The 16,380-nt window shown below is 53.1% G+C and carries 15 protein-coding genes and 2 pseudogenes; 16 read left to right on the top strand and 1 reads right to left on the bottom strand.

Features of this window, described 5'->3' with window-relative positions:
* The first annotated feature begins 35 nt into the window (after window positions 1-35).
* The 11 genes from ribF (at window position 36) to FDY98_RS17700 (ending at window position 9,822) form a co-directional block, all read left to right on the top strand.
* Window positions 36-1,148, top strand: coding sequence for a bifunctional riboflavin kinase/FAD synthetase (ribF, locus tag FDY98_RS17750; RefSeq protein ID WP_155706038.1), 1,113 nt, complete (start codon window positions 36-38; stop codon window positions 1,146-1,148).
* Window positions 1,132-4,002, top strand: a complete 2,871-nt coding sequence (gene ileS / locus FDY98_RS17745) for an isoleucine--tRNA ligase (protein ID WP_035538132.1) — start codon at window positions 1,132-1,134, stop codon at window positions 4,000-4,002. Before ribF ends, ileS begins: the two co-directional genes overlap by 17 nt.
* A gap of 10 nt (window positions 4,003-4,012) precedes the next feature.
* Window positions 4,013-4,558, top strand: a complete 546-nt coding sequence (gene lspA / locus FDY98_RS17740; protein ID WP_027956922.1) for a signal peptidase II — start codon at window positions 4,013-4,015, stop codon at window positions 4,556-4,558.
* Between the two features lie 19 nt (window positions 4,559-4,577).
* Window positions 4,578-5,024: an FKBP-type peptidyl-prolyl cis-trans isomerase gene (gene fkpB / locus FDY98_RS17735; RefSeq protein ID WP_022521982.1), complete on the top strand. Its 447-nt coding sequence runs from the start codon at window positions 4,578-4,580 to the stop codon at window positions 5,022-5,024.
* 11 nt (window positions 5,025-5,035) lie between these two features.
* A complete protein-coding gene (gene ispH, locus FDY98_RS17730; RefSeq protein ID WP_089691641.1) occupies window positions 5,036-6,040 on the top strand; it encodes a 4-hydroxy-3-methylbut-2-enyl diphosphate reductase in 1,005 nt (334 codons plus the stop codon).
* Window positions 6,041-6,121: 81 nt separating this feature from the next.
* Window positions 6,122-6,517, top strand: coding sequence for a type IV pilin protein (locus tag FDY98_RS17725; protein WP_340147031.1), 396 nt, complete (start codon window positions 6,122-6,124; stop codon window positions 6,515-6,517).
* Window positions 6,518-6,682: 165 nt separating this feature from the next.
* Complete coding sequence (gene pilV, locus FDY98_RS17720) at window positions 6,683-7,114, top strand: type IV pilus modification protein PilV (RefSeq protein ID WP_155706035.1); 432 nt, start codon at window positions 6,683-6,685, stop codon at window positions 7,112-7,114.
* Window positions 7,111-7,848 (top strand): PilW family protein, encoded by a 738-nt coding sequence (locus tag FDY98_RS17715; protein ID WP_155706034.1) that lies wholly within the window; start codon window positions 7,111-7,113, stop codon window positions 7,846-7,848. Before pilV ends, FDY98_RS17715 begins: the two co-directional genes overlap by 4 nt.
* 11 nt (window positions 7,849-7,859) lie before the next feature.
* Window positions 7,860-8,219 (top strand): hypothetical protein, encoded by a 360-nt coding sequence (locus FDY98_RS17710; protein ID WP_155706032.1) that lies wholly within the window; start codon window positions 7,860-7,862, stop codon window positions 8,217-8,219.
* On the top strand, window positions 8,219-8,650 hold the full coding sequence (locus FDY98_RS17705; RefSeq protein ID WP_155706030.1) for a hypothetical protein: 432 nt from the start codon (window positions 8,219-8,221) through the stop codon (window positions 8,648-8,650). The genes FDY98_RS17710 and FDY98_RS17705 overlap by 1 nt, the downstream gene beginning before the upstream one ends.
* Window positions 8,651-8,799: 149 nt before the next feature.
* Window positions 8,800-9,822 (top strand): tryptophan--tRNA ligase, encoded by a 1,023-nt coding sequence (locus FDY98_RS17700; protein WP_155706029.1) that lies wholly within the window; start codon window positions 8,800-8,802, stop codon window positions 9,820-9,822.
* 139 nt (window positions 9,823-9,961) lie between these two features.
* Here FDY98_RS17700 and FDY98_RS17695 read toward each other — a convergent pair.
* Window positions 9,962-10,479 (bottom strand): annotated as a pseudogene (locus FDY98_RS17695) (Hcp family type VI secretion system effector).
* Window positions 10,480-11,119: 640 nt separating this feature from the next.
* Between FDY98_RS17695 and tssB the strand changes: the two are divergent.
* The 5 genes and pseudogenes from tssB to tssG all read left to right on the top strand — a co-directional run bounded on the left by tssB (window position 11,120) and on the right by tssG (window position 16,377).
* Window positions 11,120-11,629 carry a type VI secretion system contractile sheath small subunit gene (gene tssB / locus FDY98_RS17690; RefSeq protein WP_009287535.1) on the top strand — a complete coding sequence of 170 codons (510 nt, stop codon included), beginning with the start codon at window positions 11,120-11,122 and terminating at the stop codon, window positions 11,627-11,629.
* A 52-nt stretch (window positions 11,630-11,681) separates the two neighbouring features.
* The gene (gene tssC, locus FDY98_RS17685) at window positions 11,682-13,163 is read left to right on the top strand and encodes a type VI secretion system contractile sheath large subunit (protein WP_027956917.1); all 1,482 of its coding nucleotides are present in this window, start codon (window positions 11,682-11,684) and stop codon (window positions 13,161-13,163) included.
* A 15-nt stretch (window positions 13,164-13,178) separates the two neighbouring features.
* A complete protein-coding gene (tssE, locus tag FDY98_RS17680) occupies window positions 13,179-13,610 on the top strand; it encodes a type VI secretion system baseplate subunit TssE (RefSeq protein ID WP_022521991.1) in 432 nt (143 codons plus the stop codon).
* Window positions 13,611-13,628: 18 nt separating this feature from the next.
* Window positions 13,629-15,394 (top strand): annotated as a pseudogene (tssF, locus tag FDY98_RS17675) (type VI secretion system baseplate subunit TssF).
* A complete protein-coding gene (tssG, locus tag FDY98_RS17670; RefSeq protein WP_027956916.1) occupies window positions 15,358-16,377 on the top strand; it encodes a type VI secretion system baseplate subunit TssG in 1,020 nt (339 codons plus the stop codon). The pseudogene tssF and the gene tssG overlap by 37 nt, the downstream one beginning before the upstream one ends.
* The last annotated feature ends 3 nt before the right edge of the window (window positions 16,378-16,380 follow it).

The raw sequence follows: 16,380 nt of genomic DNA, 5'->3' as shown, positions 1-16,380 counted from the left end.
TCAGAGGCTTTATGTCCTCCAACGGCTGAGGTGCCATGCGCGTCATTCGAGGTCTGCACAACTTGAGAGCGGCTCATCGTGGCTGCGCTGCCACCATCGGTAATTTTGATGGGGTGCATCGCGGCCATCAAGCCATCCTGCAGCAGTGCCGAGAGCATGCGGCGCGCTGGAGTGTGCCGTTAACAGTGGTGGTGTTCGAGCCCCAGCCGCGTGAATTTTTTGCCGGTGATCAAGCACCACCGCGTTTAACCCGGCTACGCGAGAAAGTACGGCTGCTCCGCGATTTTGGCGCTGAACAGGTTCTCTGCTTGCCGTTTAACGATGCGCTGCGCAGCCTTACCGGGCGTGAGTTTATCGATCAGGTGTTGATTGATGGGCTAGGCGTCAAGCATCTGGTAGTGGGCGATGATTTTCGCTTCGGCTGCGACCGCCGCGGCGATTTTGCCCTGCTGGCGGAGGTCGGGAGCGAACAGGGGTTTGGCGTAGAGCACACGCGTACTTTTACCGTGGATGACGAGCGGGTTTCCAGTTCGCGGGTGCGTACGCTGCTTGCCAGCGGCAATTTTTCTGCCGCTGCGCGTTTGCTGGGCCGCGCCTATTCGTTACATGGCCGAGTGGTGCGCGACCAGCAGTTGGGGCGCACCATTGGTGTACCGACTGCCAATTTGCCACTGATGCCCCAGCCATTAACGCTGCGTGGGGTTTATGCGGTGGTGGCTGAGCTTGAAAATGGCGAGCGCTACCCAGCAGTGGCGAATGTGGGCTTCCGCCCTACGGTGGGTTCGGAACGGCCAACGCTGGAGGTGCACCTGCTGGATTTTAAAGGTGATCTCTACGGCCAACGCATGACGGTGTTTCCCTGCGCGCGCCTGCGGGGCGAGGTGAAGTTTGACAACCTTGAGGCACTTAAAGCGCAAATTGAACGTGACCAGGCCCGCGCTCGCCACTATTTAACGGCGGCAATAGGTGGGCAAAATAGCGCTGACCAAGAGAACGCTGAACAGGACTATTCGCTTCCGCTGGCCTCGGCCCCGCTTGGGCGTGAGGCCATGTCTTCAAGTGCAATGTCTTCAAATGCGGTGTCTTCAAACACGATTCCTTCTGATTCTTCTTCGGCGGATGATGCCGCCGATGCTAACAACGGCTGACCAGACCATGGATTATAAGCACACGCTGAATTTGCCTGAAACTGATTTCCCCATGCGCGGCATGCTGCCAAAGCAGGAGCCAGGGCGGGTTTCCCAGTGGCAGGATATGAACATTTACCAGCGCCTGCGGGAAGCGCGCGCGGGCGCGCCGCTGTTTGTGCTGCACGATGGCCCTCCCTACGCCAACGGCAGTATTCATATTGGTCACGCCGTTAATAAAATCCTTAAAGATATTATCGTTAAATCGAAGAATTTAGCCGGCTTTGATGCGCCATATGTGCCCGGCTGGGACTGCCACGGCTTGCCTATTGAGCACAAAGTAGAAACCACTCACGGCAAGAACCTGGCCCCGGAACACGCCCGTGAGCTTTGCCGTGAATACGCTGGCGCCCAAGTTGAAACACAACTGGCCGACTTTGTTCGTTTGGGCATTATTGGCGATTGGGATCACCCATACCGCACTATGGATTTCGCCAACGAAGCGAGCGAGATTCGTGCCTTGGCCGAGATGGTCGACGCGGGTTACGTGTTTAAAGGTTTGAAGCCGGTCAACTGGTGCTTTGACTGTGGTTCGGCGCTGGCGGAAGCCGAAGTCGAGTACGCTGATAAGAAATCCGACGCCATCGACGTCGCTTTCCCGGTAGAAGATGCCGACAAGCTCGCCGCCGCCTTTGGCTTAAGCGAACTGGCCAAGCCTGCGGCAGTGGTGATCTGGACTACCACGCCGTGGACCATTCCGGCCAACCAGGCGCTCAACGTTCACCCTGAGTTCACCTATGCACTGGTCGATACTGGCGAGCGTTTGCTGCTGCTGGCGGAAGAGTTGGTGGAGAGCTGCCTGGAGCGCTTTGGCCTGCAAGGCAAGGTAATTGCTACGACCCAGGGCAAAAACCTCGACCTGATCAATTTCCGTCACCCATTCTACGATCGGCTCTCGCCAGTCTACCTGGCAGAGTACGTCGAGTCTGAGGTGGGTAGCACCGGTATCGTTCACTCCGCGCCCTCTTACGGTATGGATGACTTTATCACCTGCCGCGAGCATGGCATGGAGTTTGATGACATGCTCAACCCGGTGCAGGGAAATGGCGTTTACGTTGACGACCTGCCGTTCTTCGGCGGCCAGATGATTTGGAAGGCCAACCCGCATATCGTCGAAAAACTGCGCGAAGTGGGTGCGCTGATGGCGCATATCCCGATCAAGCATAGCTACATGCATTGCTGGCGCCACAAAACGCCGGTGATCTACCGTGCCACGGCGCAGTGGTTTGTGGGAATGGACATCAAAGGCAAAGATGGCAAAACCCTGCGTGAACGTGCCCTTGAAGGTATCGAAGCCACGGCGTTTACGCCTGCCTGGGGCCAGGCGCGCCTGCACAGCATGATCGCCAACCGCCCGGATTGGTGTATCTCGCGCCAGCGTAACTGGGGCGTGCCGATCCCGTTCTTCCTACACAAGCAAACCGGTGAGCTGCATCCGCGCACCGTTGGGTTGATGGAAGAGGCGGCCAAGCGCGTTGAGCTGGAAGGCATCGATGCCTGGTTCAAACTCGACCCGGCAGAGCTGCTGGGTGCCGAAGCGGCGGATTACGATAAAGTCACCGATACCCTGGATGTCTGGTTCGACTCTGGCACCACCCACCGCCACGTACTTCGCGGTTCGCACCCCCATGGCCACGAAAGCGGCCCGCGGGCGGACCTCTACCTGGAAGGCTCCGACCAGCACCGTGGTTGGTTCCACTCATCGCTGCTCACCGGTTCAGCGATTGATGGCCATCCGCCGTATCGTCAGCTGCTGACCCACGGCTTTACCGTCGATTCCCAGGGCCGCAAGCAGTCCAAGTCGCTGGGCAATGTGGTCGCGCCCCAGGAAGTGATGGACAAGCTGGGCGGCGATATTCTGCGCCTGTGGGTCGCCTCCACCGACTACTCTGGCGAAATGGCTGTTTCTGACGAAATTTTGAAACGCACCTCTGATGTGTATCGGCGGATTCGTAACACCGCTCGCTTCCTGCTGTCGAACCTTAACGGGTTTGATCCAGAGAAAAACCAGGTAGCGTTTGACGATATGCTGGCACTGGATCAGTGGGTGGTGGATCGTGCCCACCAATTGCAGGCGCGGATCGAAAAAGCCTACGAAGAGTACCGCTTCCTGGATGTTTACCAACAGGTGCATGGTTTCTGCGCCCGGGAACTGGGTGGCTTCTATCTGGATGTGATTAAAGACCGCCAGTACACCACGCAAACCGATTCGTTGGCGCGGCGCAGTGCACAAACCGCGCTCTATCACGTGGTGGAAGCGCTGAGTCGTTGGATTGCGCCGATTCTCTCCTTTACCGCTGAGGAGATTCACGAAAACATCCCCGGTAAGCGCGGCGACAGCGTGCTGCTGGAGACTTACTACACTAACCTTGGCAGCCTGGAAGAAAATGCTGAACTGGGTCGTGCTTTCTGGGAGCAAGTGCTGGAAGTCAAGCACTCGGTCAACAAGTGTCTTGAAGATGCCCGTAATGCCAAAGTCATTAAAGGCAGCTTGGCAGCTGAAGTCACGCTGTATGTCAGCGATGACCTGCAGGCGACTCTGGCTAAACTGGGTGATGAACTTCGCTTTGTGATGCTAACTAGCGAAGTCACGCTGAAGCCCTTGTCTTCTGCAAGTGAGACTGATGCAGGCGATGCAGAAGCGACGGAACTTGATAGCCTGAAAGTCTCAGTCAAAGCCAGCGACAACACCAAGTGCGAGCGCTGCTGGCACCATCGCCCGGATGTCGGCACTCACGCTGATCATCCGGATCTATGTGGTCGCTGTATCAGCAACCTCCCCGAAGGCAGTGGTGAGATTCGCCACTATGCGTAAAGATAAAAGCATGCCTAATGAACAGCAGGCACCTAAGGATACAAACGCACGGCCGACGATGCAGCGGCCACTGCGCTGGCTGTGGCTGGCTGTGGCAGTAGTTGCCTTGGATTTGATCACCAAATACGTGGCCAGCAGTCAGTTAGGCTACGCCCAACCGGTCGAAGTACTGCCGTTCTTTAACCTGACGCTACTGCACAACACTGGTGCGGCGTTCAGCTTTTTAGCCACACATCCTGGCTGGCAGCGCTGGTTCTTTGCGTTGATTGCCGTAGGTGCCAGCGTAGCGTTGACGGTGTGGCTTTCACGCATCAAACACGATGAAAAGTTATTGGCGATAGCGCTGCCGCTGATTATTGGCGGGGCGCTGGGGAATCTCTACGACCGCCTGGTGCATGGCTATGTGGTCGACTTTTTATCGTTTCACGTCGCTGGGTGGTACTACCCGGCGTTTAACGTGGCGGATATAGCGATTACCCTGGGGGCGGTCGCTTTAATCTGGGAATCCATTATGGGCGAGCGGCGGCGCAAAAAAGCGGCCAAGACTTCCCATTAATCGAACGTTGAGAACTGCAATGAGCGACTATCTGATCGATGAAGGCATGGAGGTGACGCTACACTTCACCTTAAAGCTGGAAGATGGCACTTTGGTGGACTCCACCAAAGACAAAGCACCGGCTACCTTCGAGTTTGGCGACGGAAATTTGCCGCCCGGTTTTGAGCATCCGATTAAAGGCTTGGCTGCGGGGCAGGAGGGTACCTTTCAGATAACCCCTGAGCATGCATTCGGCCAGCACAACCCGCAAAATATTCAAACCCTGAAGCGGGCAGATTTTGGCGATGAAGCCCCGGAAATTGGTATGGTAATGTCGTTTGCCGATAAAGCGGGAACGGAATTGCCAGGTGTGGTCAAAACCATTGACGGTGATCGTATCGAGGTGGATTTCAATCACCCGTTAGCAGGCCGCACGCTCACCTTTGAGGTCGAAGTGCTCGACGTCAAACCGGTGACAACGCATTAATTCACTAAGCGATGCCGCTTACGCATCAAGGCGCTACTATGCAAACGACGCAAGCACAGCCCATACAGATCAAGTTAGCCAATCCGCGTGGTTTTTGTGCCGGTGTGGATCGCGCGATTGATATCGTTAATCGCGCGTTGGATGTGTTTGGCCCGCCGATTTACGTGCGCCATGAGGTTGTGCATAATCGCTTTGTGGTCGAAACGCTGCGCGCTCGTGGGGCAGTGTTTGTTGAAGAACTGGATGAAGTGCCGGACGATGTCATCGTCATTTTCTCCGCCCATGGCGTTTCCCGTGCGGTGCAAGCCGATGCTGAGCGGCGGGGCTTGAAGGTATTCGACGCCACCTGCCCGCTGGTCACCAAAGTGCACTTGGAAGTATTGCGCTACGCCAAGCGTGGTCAAGAGTGCATTCTCATTGGTCATGAAGGCCATCCGGAAGTTGAAGGCACTATGGGGCGTTATGACACCTCCCACGGTGGGCGTATCTACTTGGTAGAGGATGAAGAAGACGTCGCTAAGCTGGAGGTGAATGATCCCTCAAAGCTGGCCTTCGTGACCCAAACTACGCTGTCGATGGATGATACCGCTAAGGTGATCGACGCGCTGCGCGATAAGTTTGCCGAGATTCAGGGGCCACGCAATGACGATATTTGCTACGCCACGCAGAACCGTCAGGATGCAGTACGTGAGCTAGCGTCCCAGAGCGATCTATTGCTGGTGGTGGGCAGCCCCAATAGCTCCAACTCTAACCGCTTGCGAGAACTTTCTGAGCGCATGGGCACGCCCGCCTACTTGATCGATAACGCTGACCAGATCGACCCCAAGTGGCTTGAGAACGTAGCGCGTGTAGGCGTCACCGCAGGCGCCAGTGCCCCTGAAGTATTGGTGAAAGGTGTGATTGCCAAGTTGCAGACTATGGGGGCTGCATTACCTGAAGAGCTACAGGGCCGCGAGGAGACCATTACTTTCTCTATGCCAAAGGAGTTGCGTGAAAAGGTGATCGCCAGCAGCTAACCATAGGCCTCGCAATGCAATGCGTATTAGTTTGCGACATACTAAAACGGTATGAGCCCACTAATACAGGAGCGAAGCCGCGTGTCTTATACCTCTCATCTTTCGACTGGCCATTCTTTACTGAATGGCCAGCGCGGCTTCACCCTCATTGAATTGATGATTGTGCTGGTGATCATCGGCATCGTCGCCTCCATTGCCTACCCCAGCTATACCCGCTACGTGCAAAAATCAGTGCGAACCGACGCCCATGCAGGCCTTATGCAAGCCGCTTCAGAGCTTGAGCACTGTTACACGCGCTCTTACAGCTATAGCGATTGCACCATCAGTGAGTTATCCCCCGAAAAAAATTATGAGATTGCTGAGAGTATTAACGGTGACGGCTTCCTACTGACTGCGAGCACCGTTCAAGATGATGGCTGTGAAGAGGATATAACCTTAAGTTCGAGTGGCGAAAGGTTACCCAATGCCTGTTGGTGAGTTAAGGCGACAACGCTTTCAAAGTTTGGGCGACGCTGACACTTCCAACTGCCCTGACTCTCCCTGCGAAATGACGCTAAACCTCACCCATGGAAGTGCTTCAGCTCCTTCTGTAACGCTGGTGCATAGCACAATGGGCAGCATTCGCAGGAAGGAGAGTGAATCATGAACTCTCAGCGCGGCTTTAGCTTATTAGAAGCGCTAATCGCACTGGTGGTTCTCTCGATTGGCCTGATCGGCGTTGCCGCCATGCAGCTTAAAGCACTGCAAAGTGCCAATGCAGGCTACCAGCGTTCGGTGGCAAGTGTTGCGGCTGTGGATGCTCAGGAGCGGCTTTGGGCTCAGCTAGCCACGCTCGAAACAGGCCAGACCTGTGAGGATGTCGACATCTCCGGCGTGCAGAGTGCATGGAAGGAGCATTGGTTTCAAAATAGTGGTGCGACACCACTACGGCGAGCCTCTTCTTCCCAAAGCCGGATTGCAAAAGGTGACAGTGGAAGTGATTGTCGCATTGACGTGACTGTGGCCTTGGGCGAGAACAATGACGATCAATTTAGCTACTTCTTTCTTCTTCCCAAGGTCGAGAGCTCACCATGAGGCAGCGTCAACAGGGCTTTACACTGGTGGAGTTGATGGTGGCGTTGGCGATCGGCACGGTCATTATCCTTGGGGCTGGCCAACTGTTTCTAACGACCTTTCAGACCTTTCAAAATGTTGACAAGGTAAGCCGTAAGCAAGAGAACCTGATTTTTATTGCCCAGAGGCTTACCAGTGAAATTCGTCAAAGCGGGCCGGGTCGCTATACGTTACGGTGTGAACAGAGTCAGGATGCCTGTAGCTGTACGGTGGCGGATCAGGAAGAGAATGGGCAGCCGCTGGTAAGTTTTCTGAAAGATGTACCGAATCATGATTCGCCAAGCCAGTGTAATGAGGACGAGCACGTGTTAGGCGAACTTGTGCCGGGTGATGCGCCGCTTTACCGGGTGGAACTGCCCTTAGAGAACAATGGTGAGGCGATTGTATTTCATGTCATGGAGCGACAGGGCATATATACCAGCTTCTTTGATACTCCTACCAGCCAGAAGGGGAAGGGCGATGCAGTGATTGCGGGAGGTGCCGTGAGCGGGGCGGAAAATATCCTGGTAAGTGAATCAACGGTTAACTCAAATTTAGATCCATCGATTATCCCTTCTCCGCAATCAAGCGACTCGCATGATTACTACACAGGCTATATCAATAACATTAAAAATCTGGACGGCGTGATTGCTACCTGTACCGAAAACGAAATCATGTTTTCATCGGCAAGGTCTTTTATTGCGATGGAAATATAAATAAGTTAAACGTGACTGAACTTAGTGGAAAGGTGGTCGTAGTAGAGCAAGACATTTCAATACAGCAGAATGATAACTCCTCAGTCACTGATGTCGCCATTGTCGCTGGTGGCGAAATTAATTTTAATGGCAATAATACCAATGCACTGTTTCGAGGACTTATCTGGGGAGCGGGTAGTGTCAATTTAAGCATGTCTGGCGTTGAGTTTGTTGGTAGTGTTATCTCCAATGGCTCTGTTGTATTCAATAATGTCAATAGTATTAATGCTGACCTGAGTGTTTGGGAGTTACTGTCAGTATATGGTTATGAGTTCTCTATGCGTCAAGCATTAGAGGATTTGTCGGCAAATATCGATTTTGGTGACGACTGATGACTCTGCAAAATCGTCAGAAAGGCGCTGCATTGGTCATCGTCATGGCGCTGCTAGCCGGGGCTCTGCTATTGGGGACTGCCGGCATGCAGTCAGCAATCATAAATGAGCATTTGGCAGGTAACTACCGGATAGTGGCGCAAGCCAATATGAATGCAGAGTCGGCTTACGCAAAAGCGGTTGAGGAGAATCTCGAAACAATAAACTGGGGTAGTGAGTCTTATGACCAAAATTATATTGAAAAGATGAATTGGGAGAGTATCAAAGGGCTTGGGCAGGTCGTAGATCAGTGTGAGGGGGAGGCCTTCCTGTGTTTTTATTTTCCTTTGCTTGTTGATGGAGAAAAGTGCTTCGTCGCGTTTGGAGCTGTAGATGATGATCAGGAAGAGCCACTTGCCTTTAGTGACCCCTATTTTCTTTTCATCGATTGAGCACTGCTTTCAGAATGATAACGGCATAATGCTCTTGTAAATCCTCATCACTCTCTGCGGATATTGTAAAACCAAATTCTGCCTGTCGCATCCCCAGGTTCATACAAGTATCATACGACAATGTACGTTCAATGATGAGCCTAAAAACCATGAGCCAGACCGCAAAAACCCGCGTCCTCACCGGTATCAACACCACCGGCACGCCCCATTTGGGCAATTATGTGGGCGCTATCAAGCCCGCCATTGAGGCAAGCCAGGATCCAACCGTGCAGTCGTTCTATTTTCTGGCCGACTATCACTCCCTAATCAAGTGCCAAGACCCCAAGCGGGTGCAGCAGTCTCGCCTGGAGATTGCCGCGACTTGGCTTGCGCTAGGGCTGGATACCGATAACGCCATTTTCTATCGCCAGTCTGATATTGGCGAAATTCCCGAGCTGATGTGGATGCTCTCCTGCGTATGTGCCAAAGGTTTGATGAATCGCGCCCATGCTTACAAAGCAGCGGTGGCTGAAAACGAAGAGGCAGAAAACCAAGACCCTGATAAAGGCATTACGATGGGCCTTTTTGGTTACCCCGTGCTGATGGCGGCGGATATTTTAATGTTTAACGCCAACAAGGTGCCGGTAGGGCGCGATCAGATTCAGCATATTGAAATGGCGCGCGATATCGCCGGGCGCTTTAACCATCTTTATAAAGGGCAGCACTTTACCCTCCCTGAGGCCGTGGTAGACGACAAAGTACAGCTGTTGAATGGCTTGGATGGGCGCAAGATGTCCAAAAGCTACGATAATACGATCCCGCTCTTTTCCGCTGAGAAAAAACTGCAGAAGCTGGTACGTAAGATTAAGACCAACTCGCTGGAGCCCGGTGAGCCGAAAGATCCAGACACCTGCACGCTGTTTCAAATCTACTCCGCTTTTGCGACACCTGAAGAGACCGCTAGTCTACGTGAGCAGTACGTGAACGGTATTGGCTGGGGCGCGGCTAAGGATCAAGTGTTTGAGTACTTGAATGCACACTTGAGCGCGCCGCGTGAACGCTATAATGCGCTGATGGAAGACCCGGCCCACATTGAGACTGTGTTGCAAAAAGGCGCCGAACGGGCGCGGGAAGAAGCTGTTGTAACGATGGATCGTCTCCGTTCAACGGTAGGTTTGGGGCGGTTTGTTTAATCCCAGAGCCTTGACGCAATACCAATAGCGAAACACCTGCAGCAATAGAGCAGAAACGACGAAGCCCCTTCCAAGTGGAAGGGGCTTCGCTTGTTTCAGGCCTTGTTTTTCAGGCCAGGGCTAGGCTATTAGCAACAGCTTAACCTTCGATCGGGGCGCGCCAGTCGTCGGAACCAGAGGTGCCAGCAACAGTGTGTTCCCAATCAATTTTACGGTAAGCCAGTGACACGTCCATCAACTGGGTGAATTCAGACTTGGTGATGTCTTGGGCGTGTGGCATACGCAGGTTGATGTCAACGATAGTGGCATCGGTCAGCGTGGTAGTGAAGAAGTGCTCCTGCTTACCTTCAACAGAGGTGCGGTACCACTTCAGCTCAACGTTGGGCAGCATTTCACCAGACGCTAGTGCGTTGTACATCAGCGGTACTGATTTGTTCAGGGCAACGGTAAAGATAAAGGGCTTGTGTGCACGCTGGCCGGATGGCTGACCAGACTGCGGATCAGTGGGTACGGTAACGACATGCTTAAATTCTTGTACCAGCATTTGGTCTTCATGGCCCTCAACGTAGATGTTACCTACGGAGTCAGGGTAAAAGCGCCTGCTGTGATGTTGCCCTGAGTTTGGCCTTCGATGCTGATATAACATGGTGTTGGCATGGTCTGCTCCTTGACTGAAAAATTAAAGAAATGTCACGTGGACGAAGACAATAGAGCAACTTCAGGGCCAAGTTTTTAAATTTGTTATATATCAATGTGTTATGTTCTTTCTGTGTAGGGCGCTCCTTTCTGTGGGGCAAAAGTTGCCTGTGCTGGGCAAGATATTGCCTGGCAGGGCAAGAACTTGCTTGCTTGCTCGTTACATCTACAAGTGCTTAGTAACGCTGGGTTGCATCTACCGTTACCTTGCTTTATGACTAAGCCTTTCTTGGAATTTTAAGCAGAAATAGGGCCATGGGAGCAATATTTTTGCCGCTAAAAATGACGGCGCTGCCCATTTAAGCACCTCTCTTGTATGAATTTTGCTCTCCGTTTTGTAAGAAATCACTGACAGTTTTTGTAAGAGATCTCTTACAAATGCGGTTTTTAAGAATTATTTTTAATTAGCTTCTTTTATTGTGCTGCTAAAATTCGCGAAAAAGGTCCTAAAACACGTCTTCTTGAAAGCCTTCTTCTCTCAGATTGTCGCAATACCTGCTTAGAGCCATTTGGTACTTTCGGTGTAAATCCGGTACTTTCCCGCAATTAATAAGCATTCTTCTTTGAATCGAAAATGTTCTAATTTTTACGGGCGAAAACCATGGCTAAGCAAGGAACGGTCGCGCCGAAAGAGCGCATCAATATCAAGTATGTACCCGCTACAGGTGATCAGCAGGCCGAGACTGAACTGCCGTTGAAATTATTGGTGGTCGGTGACTTCAAGGGAGGCGAGGAAGATACCTCCATTGAGGAGCGTGAAGCTGTTTCTGTTGATAAGAATAACTTCCAGTCTGTTATGCGCGAAGCGAACCTTGGCTTGCAGGCTGCGGTTCCCAATCGGTTGCAAGAAGAGGGTGAAGCAAGCGATTTGGCCGTCAATTTGGAATTTAAATCACTCCATGATTTTGCGCCCGACAGTATCGCTCGGCAGGTGCCGGAGCTGCGTAAGCTAGTCGAATTAAGGGAGGCGTTGGTGGCATTGAAGGGGCCGCTGGGCAACGTACCTGCTTTTCGTGATCGTTTGCAGAAGCTACTCGAAAGTGACGAAACGCGTCAGCAGCTGTTGGCGGAGCTAGAGCTGCTTGATTCTGACCCTAATCGTAACGATTAAGCATTCTTATTTTCGTGCTAGTCCGTAACCGGATTGTATTCGAGGCATCTCTATGAGTGATACGGCGCAAAAGAAAAGCCAAACGGTGGAAGCCCTGGAAGAGGTTTCTTTACTTGACCAAGTGATGGCGCAGACGCGTATGGCGCCAGCGGATGAGGGCTACGACGTTGCCAAGCAAGGCGTTGCCGCTTTTATTTCCGAACTGTTAAGCGGCGAGAACGCTGCCCCGCAGGTTAATAAAGCCGTTGTAGATAGCATGATCGTTGAACTTGACCGGAAAATTAGTCGGCAAGTTGATGAGATTCTTCACGACAATAGCTTTCAGCAGCTGGAGTCTGCGTGGCGTGGCTTGAAGCTGTTGGTCGACCGCACCGATTTCCGCGAAAACATTAAGCTTGATGTGCTTCACGCCACCAAAGAAGAACTGCTGGATGACTTTGAGTTTGCCCCGGAAATTACCCAAAGCGGGCTCTACCAACACGTTTATGCTGGCGGGTATGGTCAGTTTGGCGGTGAGCCGGTAGCAGGGATTATCGGGCATTATGATTTCACCCCCTCGACCCCTGATATGAAACTACTGCAGCACACGGCTGCTGTAGGGGCGATGGCCCATGCGCCGTTCCTGTCAGCGGTGGCGCCTTCCTTCTTCGGCATCGATAGCTTTGAAGAGCTGCCCAATATCAAAGATTTTAAAGCCATCTTTGAAGGGCCCAAGTACGCGCGCTGGCGTAGTCTGCGCGAGTCAGAAGACGCGCGCTATTTAGGTCTGACGGCGCCTCGTTTCTTGCTGCGGATGCCCTACGACCCGGTCGAAAACCCCATCAAGACATTTAACTATCGTGAAACCGTCAGCGAAGATCACGACCATTATCTTTGGGGTAATACGGCGTACCTGCTGGCCGAGCGCTTGACTGACAGCTTTGCAAAATACCGCTGGTGCCCGAACATTATTGGCCCTCAAAGCGGCGGTGCGGTTGAAAACCTGCCTGTCCATACCTACGAAGCGCTAGGCCAGTTGCAGGCTAAAATCCCCACAGAGGTGCTGGTAACGGATCGCCGCGAGTTCGAGATGGCCGAAGAAGGCTTTATTTCGTTAACGATGCGTAAGGGCAGCGATAACGCTGCTTTCTTCTCGGCTAACTCCGTACAAAAGCCCAAGGTATTTCCGAACACGCCCGAAGGCAAAGACGCTGAGACCAACTACAAGCTGGGTACTCAACTGCCGTATATGTTCATCATCAACCGCCTGGCTCACTACATTAAAGTGCTCCAGCGTGAACAGATCGGTTCATGGAAAGAGCGTCAAGACCTTGAGCGTGAGCTGAATACCTGGATCCGCCAATACGTGGCCGACCAAGAGAACCCGCCCTCCGATGTACGCAGCCGCCGCCCGCTGCGTGCCGCCTCTATTCAGGTGTCGGATGTCGAAGGCGATCCGGGTTGGTACCAGGTGTCTATGTCGGTGCGCCCGCACTTTAAGTACATGGGTGCCAACTTTGAGCTGTCGTTAGTCGGGCGTCTCGACAAGGAATAAGGGAACCTCTCCATCATGGCTATTAACCATGGCAGCCTGCTAGGTAGCCGTCTGTTTGAGCGTCTTGCGATGCCTGAACAGCCGTTAGCGCATGGGGAGGATGAGAGGCTGGCGGAAACTGTTGAGTCGATCAAACGACACTTAGTGGAGTTGCTCAACAGTCATCCGGGCAATAGCGCCTGTGAGCCTGAGTTGGGGTTGCTGGACTTCAATGATGCAACGATCGGCGTGCTGGATTTAGAGCTGAATATCCAGCGCGCCATTCGGCAATGCATCGAACGCTTTGAGCCGCGGGTTCAGCACGTTGAAGTTGAGTCATTACCCAATAATGGCGATCCCTTACAACTGCATTTTCAAGTACATGCCACCGTAGCGTTAGGGCGAGATAACGCCCACGCCACGATCGACTTATTGCTCAATAATAAGCGCTATCAGTGTCTTAACTGATAGGCTTGCGAGGCCCGAATGCTAAATCGCTATTACCGGGACGAGCTCAATTTTCTGAAGCGCCAAGGGCGAGAATTTGCGGAGGGCAACCCCGGCCTGAGTCGCTTCTTGTCAGAGCGCAGTACCGATCCTGATGTTGAACGTCTATTAGAAGGCTTTGCCTTTCTAACTGGCCGTATGCGCGAAAAAGTGGAGGATGAGTTCCCCGAACTTACCCATTCGCTGATCAGCATGCTATGGCCGAACTACTTGCGCCCGGTGCCTAGCATGACCGTGGTGCAATTTACCCCTACGTGGCATGCGCTGAGTACCCATCAGCTCCTGGAGCGGGGTACGGAATTAGCTAGTAAGCCAGTGGATGGCACTACCTGCATGTTCCGCACTTGTCATGACGTGACGCTCTATCCGCTCGAACATGCGGGGGTTGAGGCACGCCATACACGCGATGCCTCCATTGTTGAGTTGGCGCTTGATGTACATAGTGATCAGCCCCTCAGCGCGATGGGGATTGATACATTGCGTCTGCACCTGGGTGGAGACGCTTATACAGCGCGCACGCTTTACCTGTGGATGAGCCACTACCTAGCGCGCGTAGAGCTGGAAATTGATGGCAAACGGCTGCCTCTGCCCAAGCAGTTGCTGCAGCCGGTTGGTTTTGATCGCCATCATGCACTACTGCCCTACCCGAGGAATGTGTATCAAGGGTATCGGATACTGCAGGAATACTTGTGTTTTCCAGAGGCTTTCCATTTCTTTGATGTAACAGCCCTGAGCCAACACTTGCCGGCCATTCCCGCAGACAAAATTATTTTGCGCCTAGAGTTTGAGCGTACGTTACCGACCGACGCACGGGTGAGAGACGAGCATTTCGCTCTGTATTGCTCGCCGGCGATCAACCTGTTCTCTCACACGATGCAGAGCCTGTTGATGTCAGCGGGGAGCGCAGTGAATACCGCATTCACCCCAATAGTCGATCTCCCGGCCACTATGAAATTTTTAGCGTCGATAAGGTGGAAGGCTGGTTAGAGAACGAGACCGGTAAAGGGCGCGGTACGCCGCGTGAGTACGTGCCTTTTGAAAGCTTTCAACACCAAGTCAAGAGAGACCGTGGCAACGATGCCTCCTACTACCGTCTTCGCGTGCGCGACAGCTTGCGCGGGGATGGATTTGATCACGACATCTCCTTTGTGCGTGGCGATGAGCGCAGCTACATCGGCATGTCCGAAACCGTCTCGCTCGGATTGACGTGTAGTAACCGAGAGCTGCCTGAGCGTTTGACGGTAGGCGATATTTGCTACTCAACGGAAGAGAGCCCCTCTTATGCCATGTTTCAAAATATCACCCGCCCCACGCCAGTGTTGCGCCCCACGCTGGACGGCAGCTTGCTATGGACACTGATTTCTAACCTATCGCTTAACTACTTATCGCTACTGGAGCGTGATGCGCTGTGTTCTGTGCTGCGTGCTTACGATTTCCGTGCCTTGGTCGATAGGCAGGCCGAGCGAGTGGCTCAAAAACGGCTGGCAGGCATTGTTAGCATTGAAACCCAGCCCATTGATCGGCTGAAAAGAGGGCTGCCCATTCGTGGTCTGCGTTCGGTCATGACGCTAGATCAAGATGCCTTTGGCGACGAAGGGAGTCTGTATTTATTTGGCAGTGTGCTGGCGCGGTTCTTCTCCTTGTACGCCAGCATCAACTCGTTTCATGAGCTGCATGTTATTAACCGTCAAAATCACGAGCGCTACAAATGGACCTTACAGTCGGGGCAACAGCCTCTGATGTAGCGCTTGCCCCTTTGATGGCAAAGGCGCGGCGTTACGATTTTTATCAGCTAGTAGAGCTTCTGCACCGTCATCATGGCGATGACCTAGAGTGCGCTCAGCGAGGCGCGCCCGCTTTTGAGCGCGTGCGCTATAGCGCTTCAGCGTCACTAGGCTTTCCCAGCAGTGATGTGCTCTCACTGGCTTTTCAGCCTGAGGGCCATTATGAGCTGGAAGTTAGCTTCTTGGGTCTGCAGGGGTCTCAGTCGCCGCTGCCCAGCTATTACCTTGAAACCTTGGCACATGAGGCAGCCCACCACGACGGTGTTGCAGGCGATTTCCTGGATTTTTTCAATAATCGCTTACTGGCGTTAGTGCACCGCAGTTGGCGTAAATATCGCCACTACATCCGCTATCAGGATGGTGCTAGCGATGGATTTTCGGCGGCCATTTTTGCTTTGGTGGGGTTGGCGGACAGTGACCTGCGCGTTGAGACGCCTATTAACTGGAGCAAGATGCTGGCTTATGCCGGTTTGCTGGCAGGCCGTTCGCGTTCACCCGAGGTCGTCTGCAGCATCGTAGGGCACTGCTTTGACCTTGATGATGTGCAGATTGAAGAGTGGGTACATCGCTGGGTTCAGATTCCGATGGATCAACGCAGCCGAAGCGGTATGGCAGCAATGACGTTAGGCAGCGATGTAGTGGCCGGTGAGCGCGTTGCTGATGTTAACGGCAAATTTGTGCTGGGTTTATTTGGTCTTACTTTGGAGCGTTTTCGCGACTTCCTACCCGATGGTAGGGAGCATGCCCCATTGCGCACCTTGGTTGAGTTTGTGCTGCGCGAGCCGTTGGCCTACGACCTAGAGCTAGAGCTGTTACCCAGCGCCGTAAAGCCGATGCGGTTAGGCGATGCTGGCACCTGCCAGCTCGGCTGGACCACCTTTGTTAATCCCGAGTCCGGCAGCGCCTCAAAACGCCGCCGAGTGCGTATTCAGATGACAGGTTAAACA

The sequence above is a fragment of the Halomonas sp. PA16-9 genome (genome assembly GCF_009728585.1).
In the GTDB taxonomy this organism is placed as follows: Bacteria; Pseudomonadota; Gammaproteobacteria; order Pseudomonadales; family Halomonadaceae; genus Vreelandella; species Vreelandella titanicae.
The sequence above is the reverse complement of the archived record's forward strand: the minus strand, read 5'-3'. Positions and strand labels throughout refer to the sequence as shown.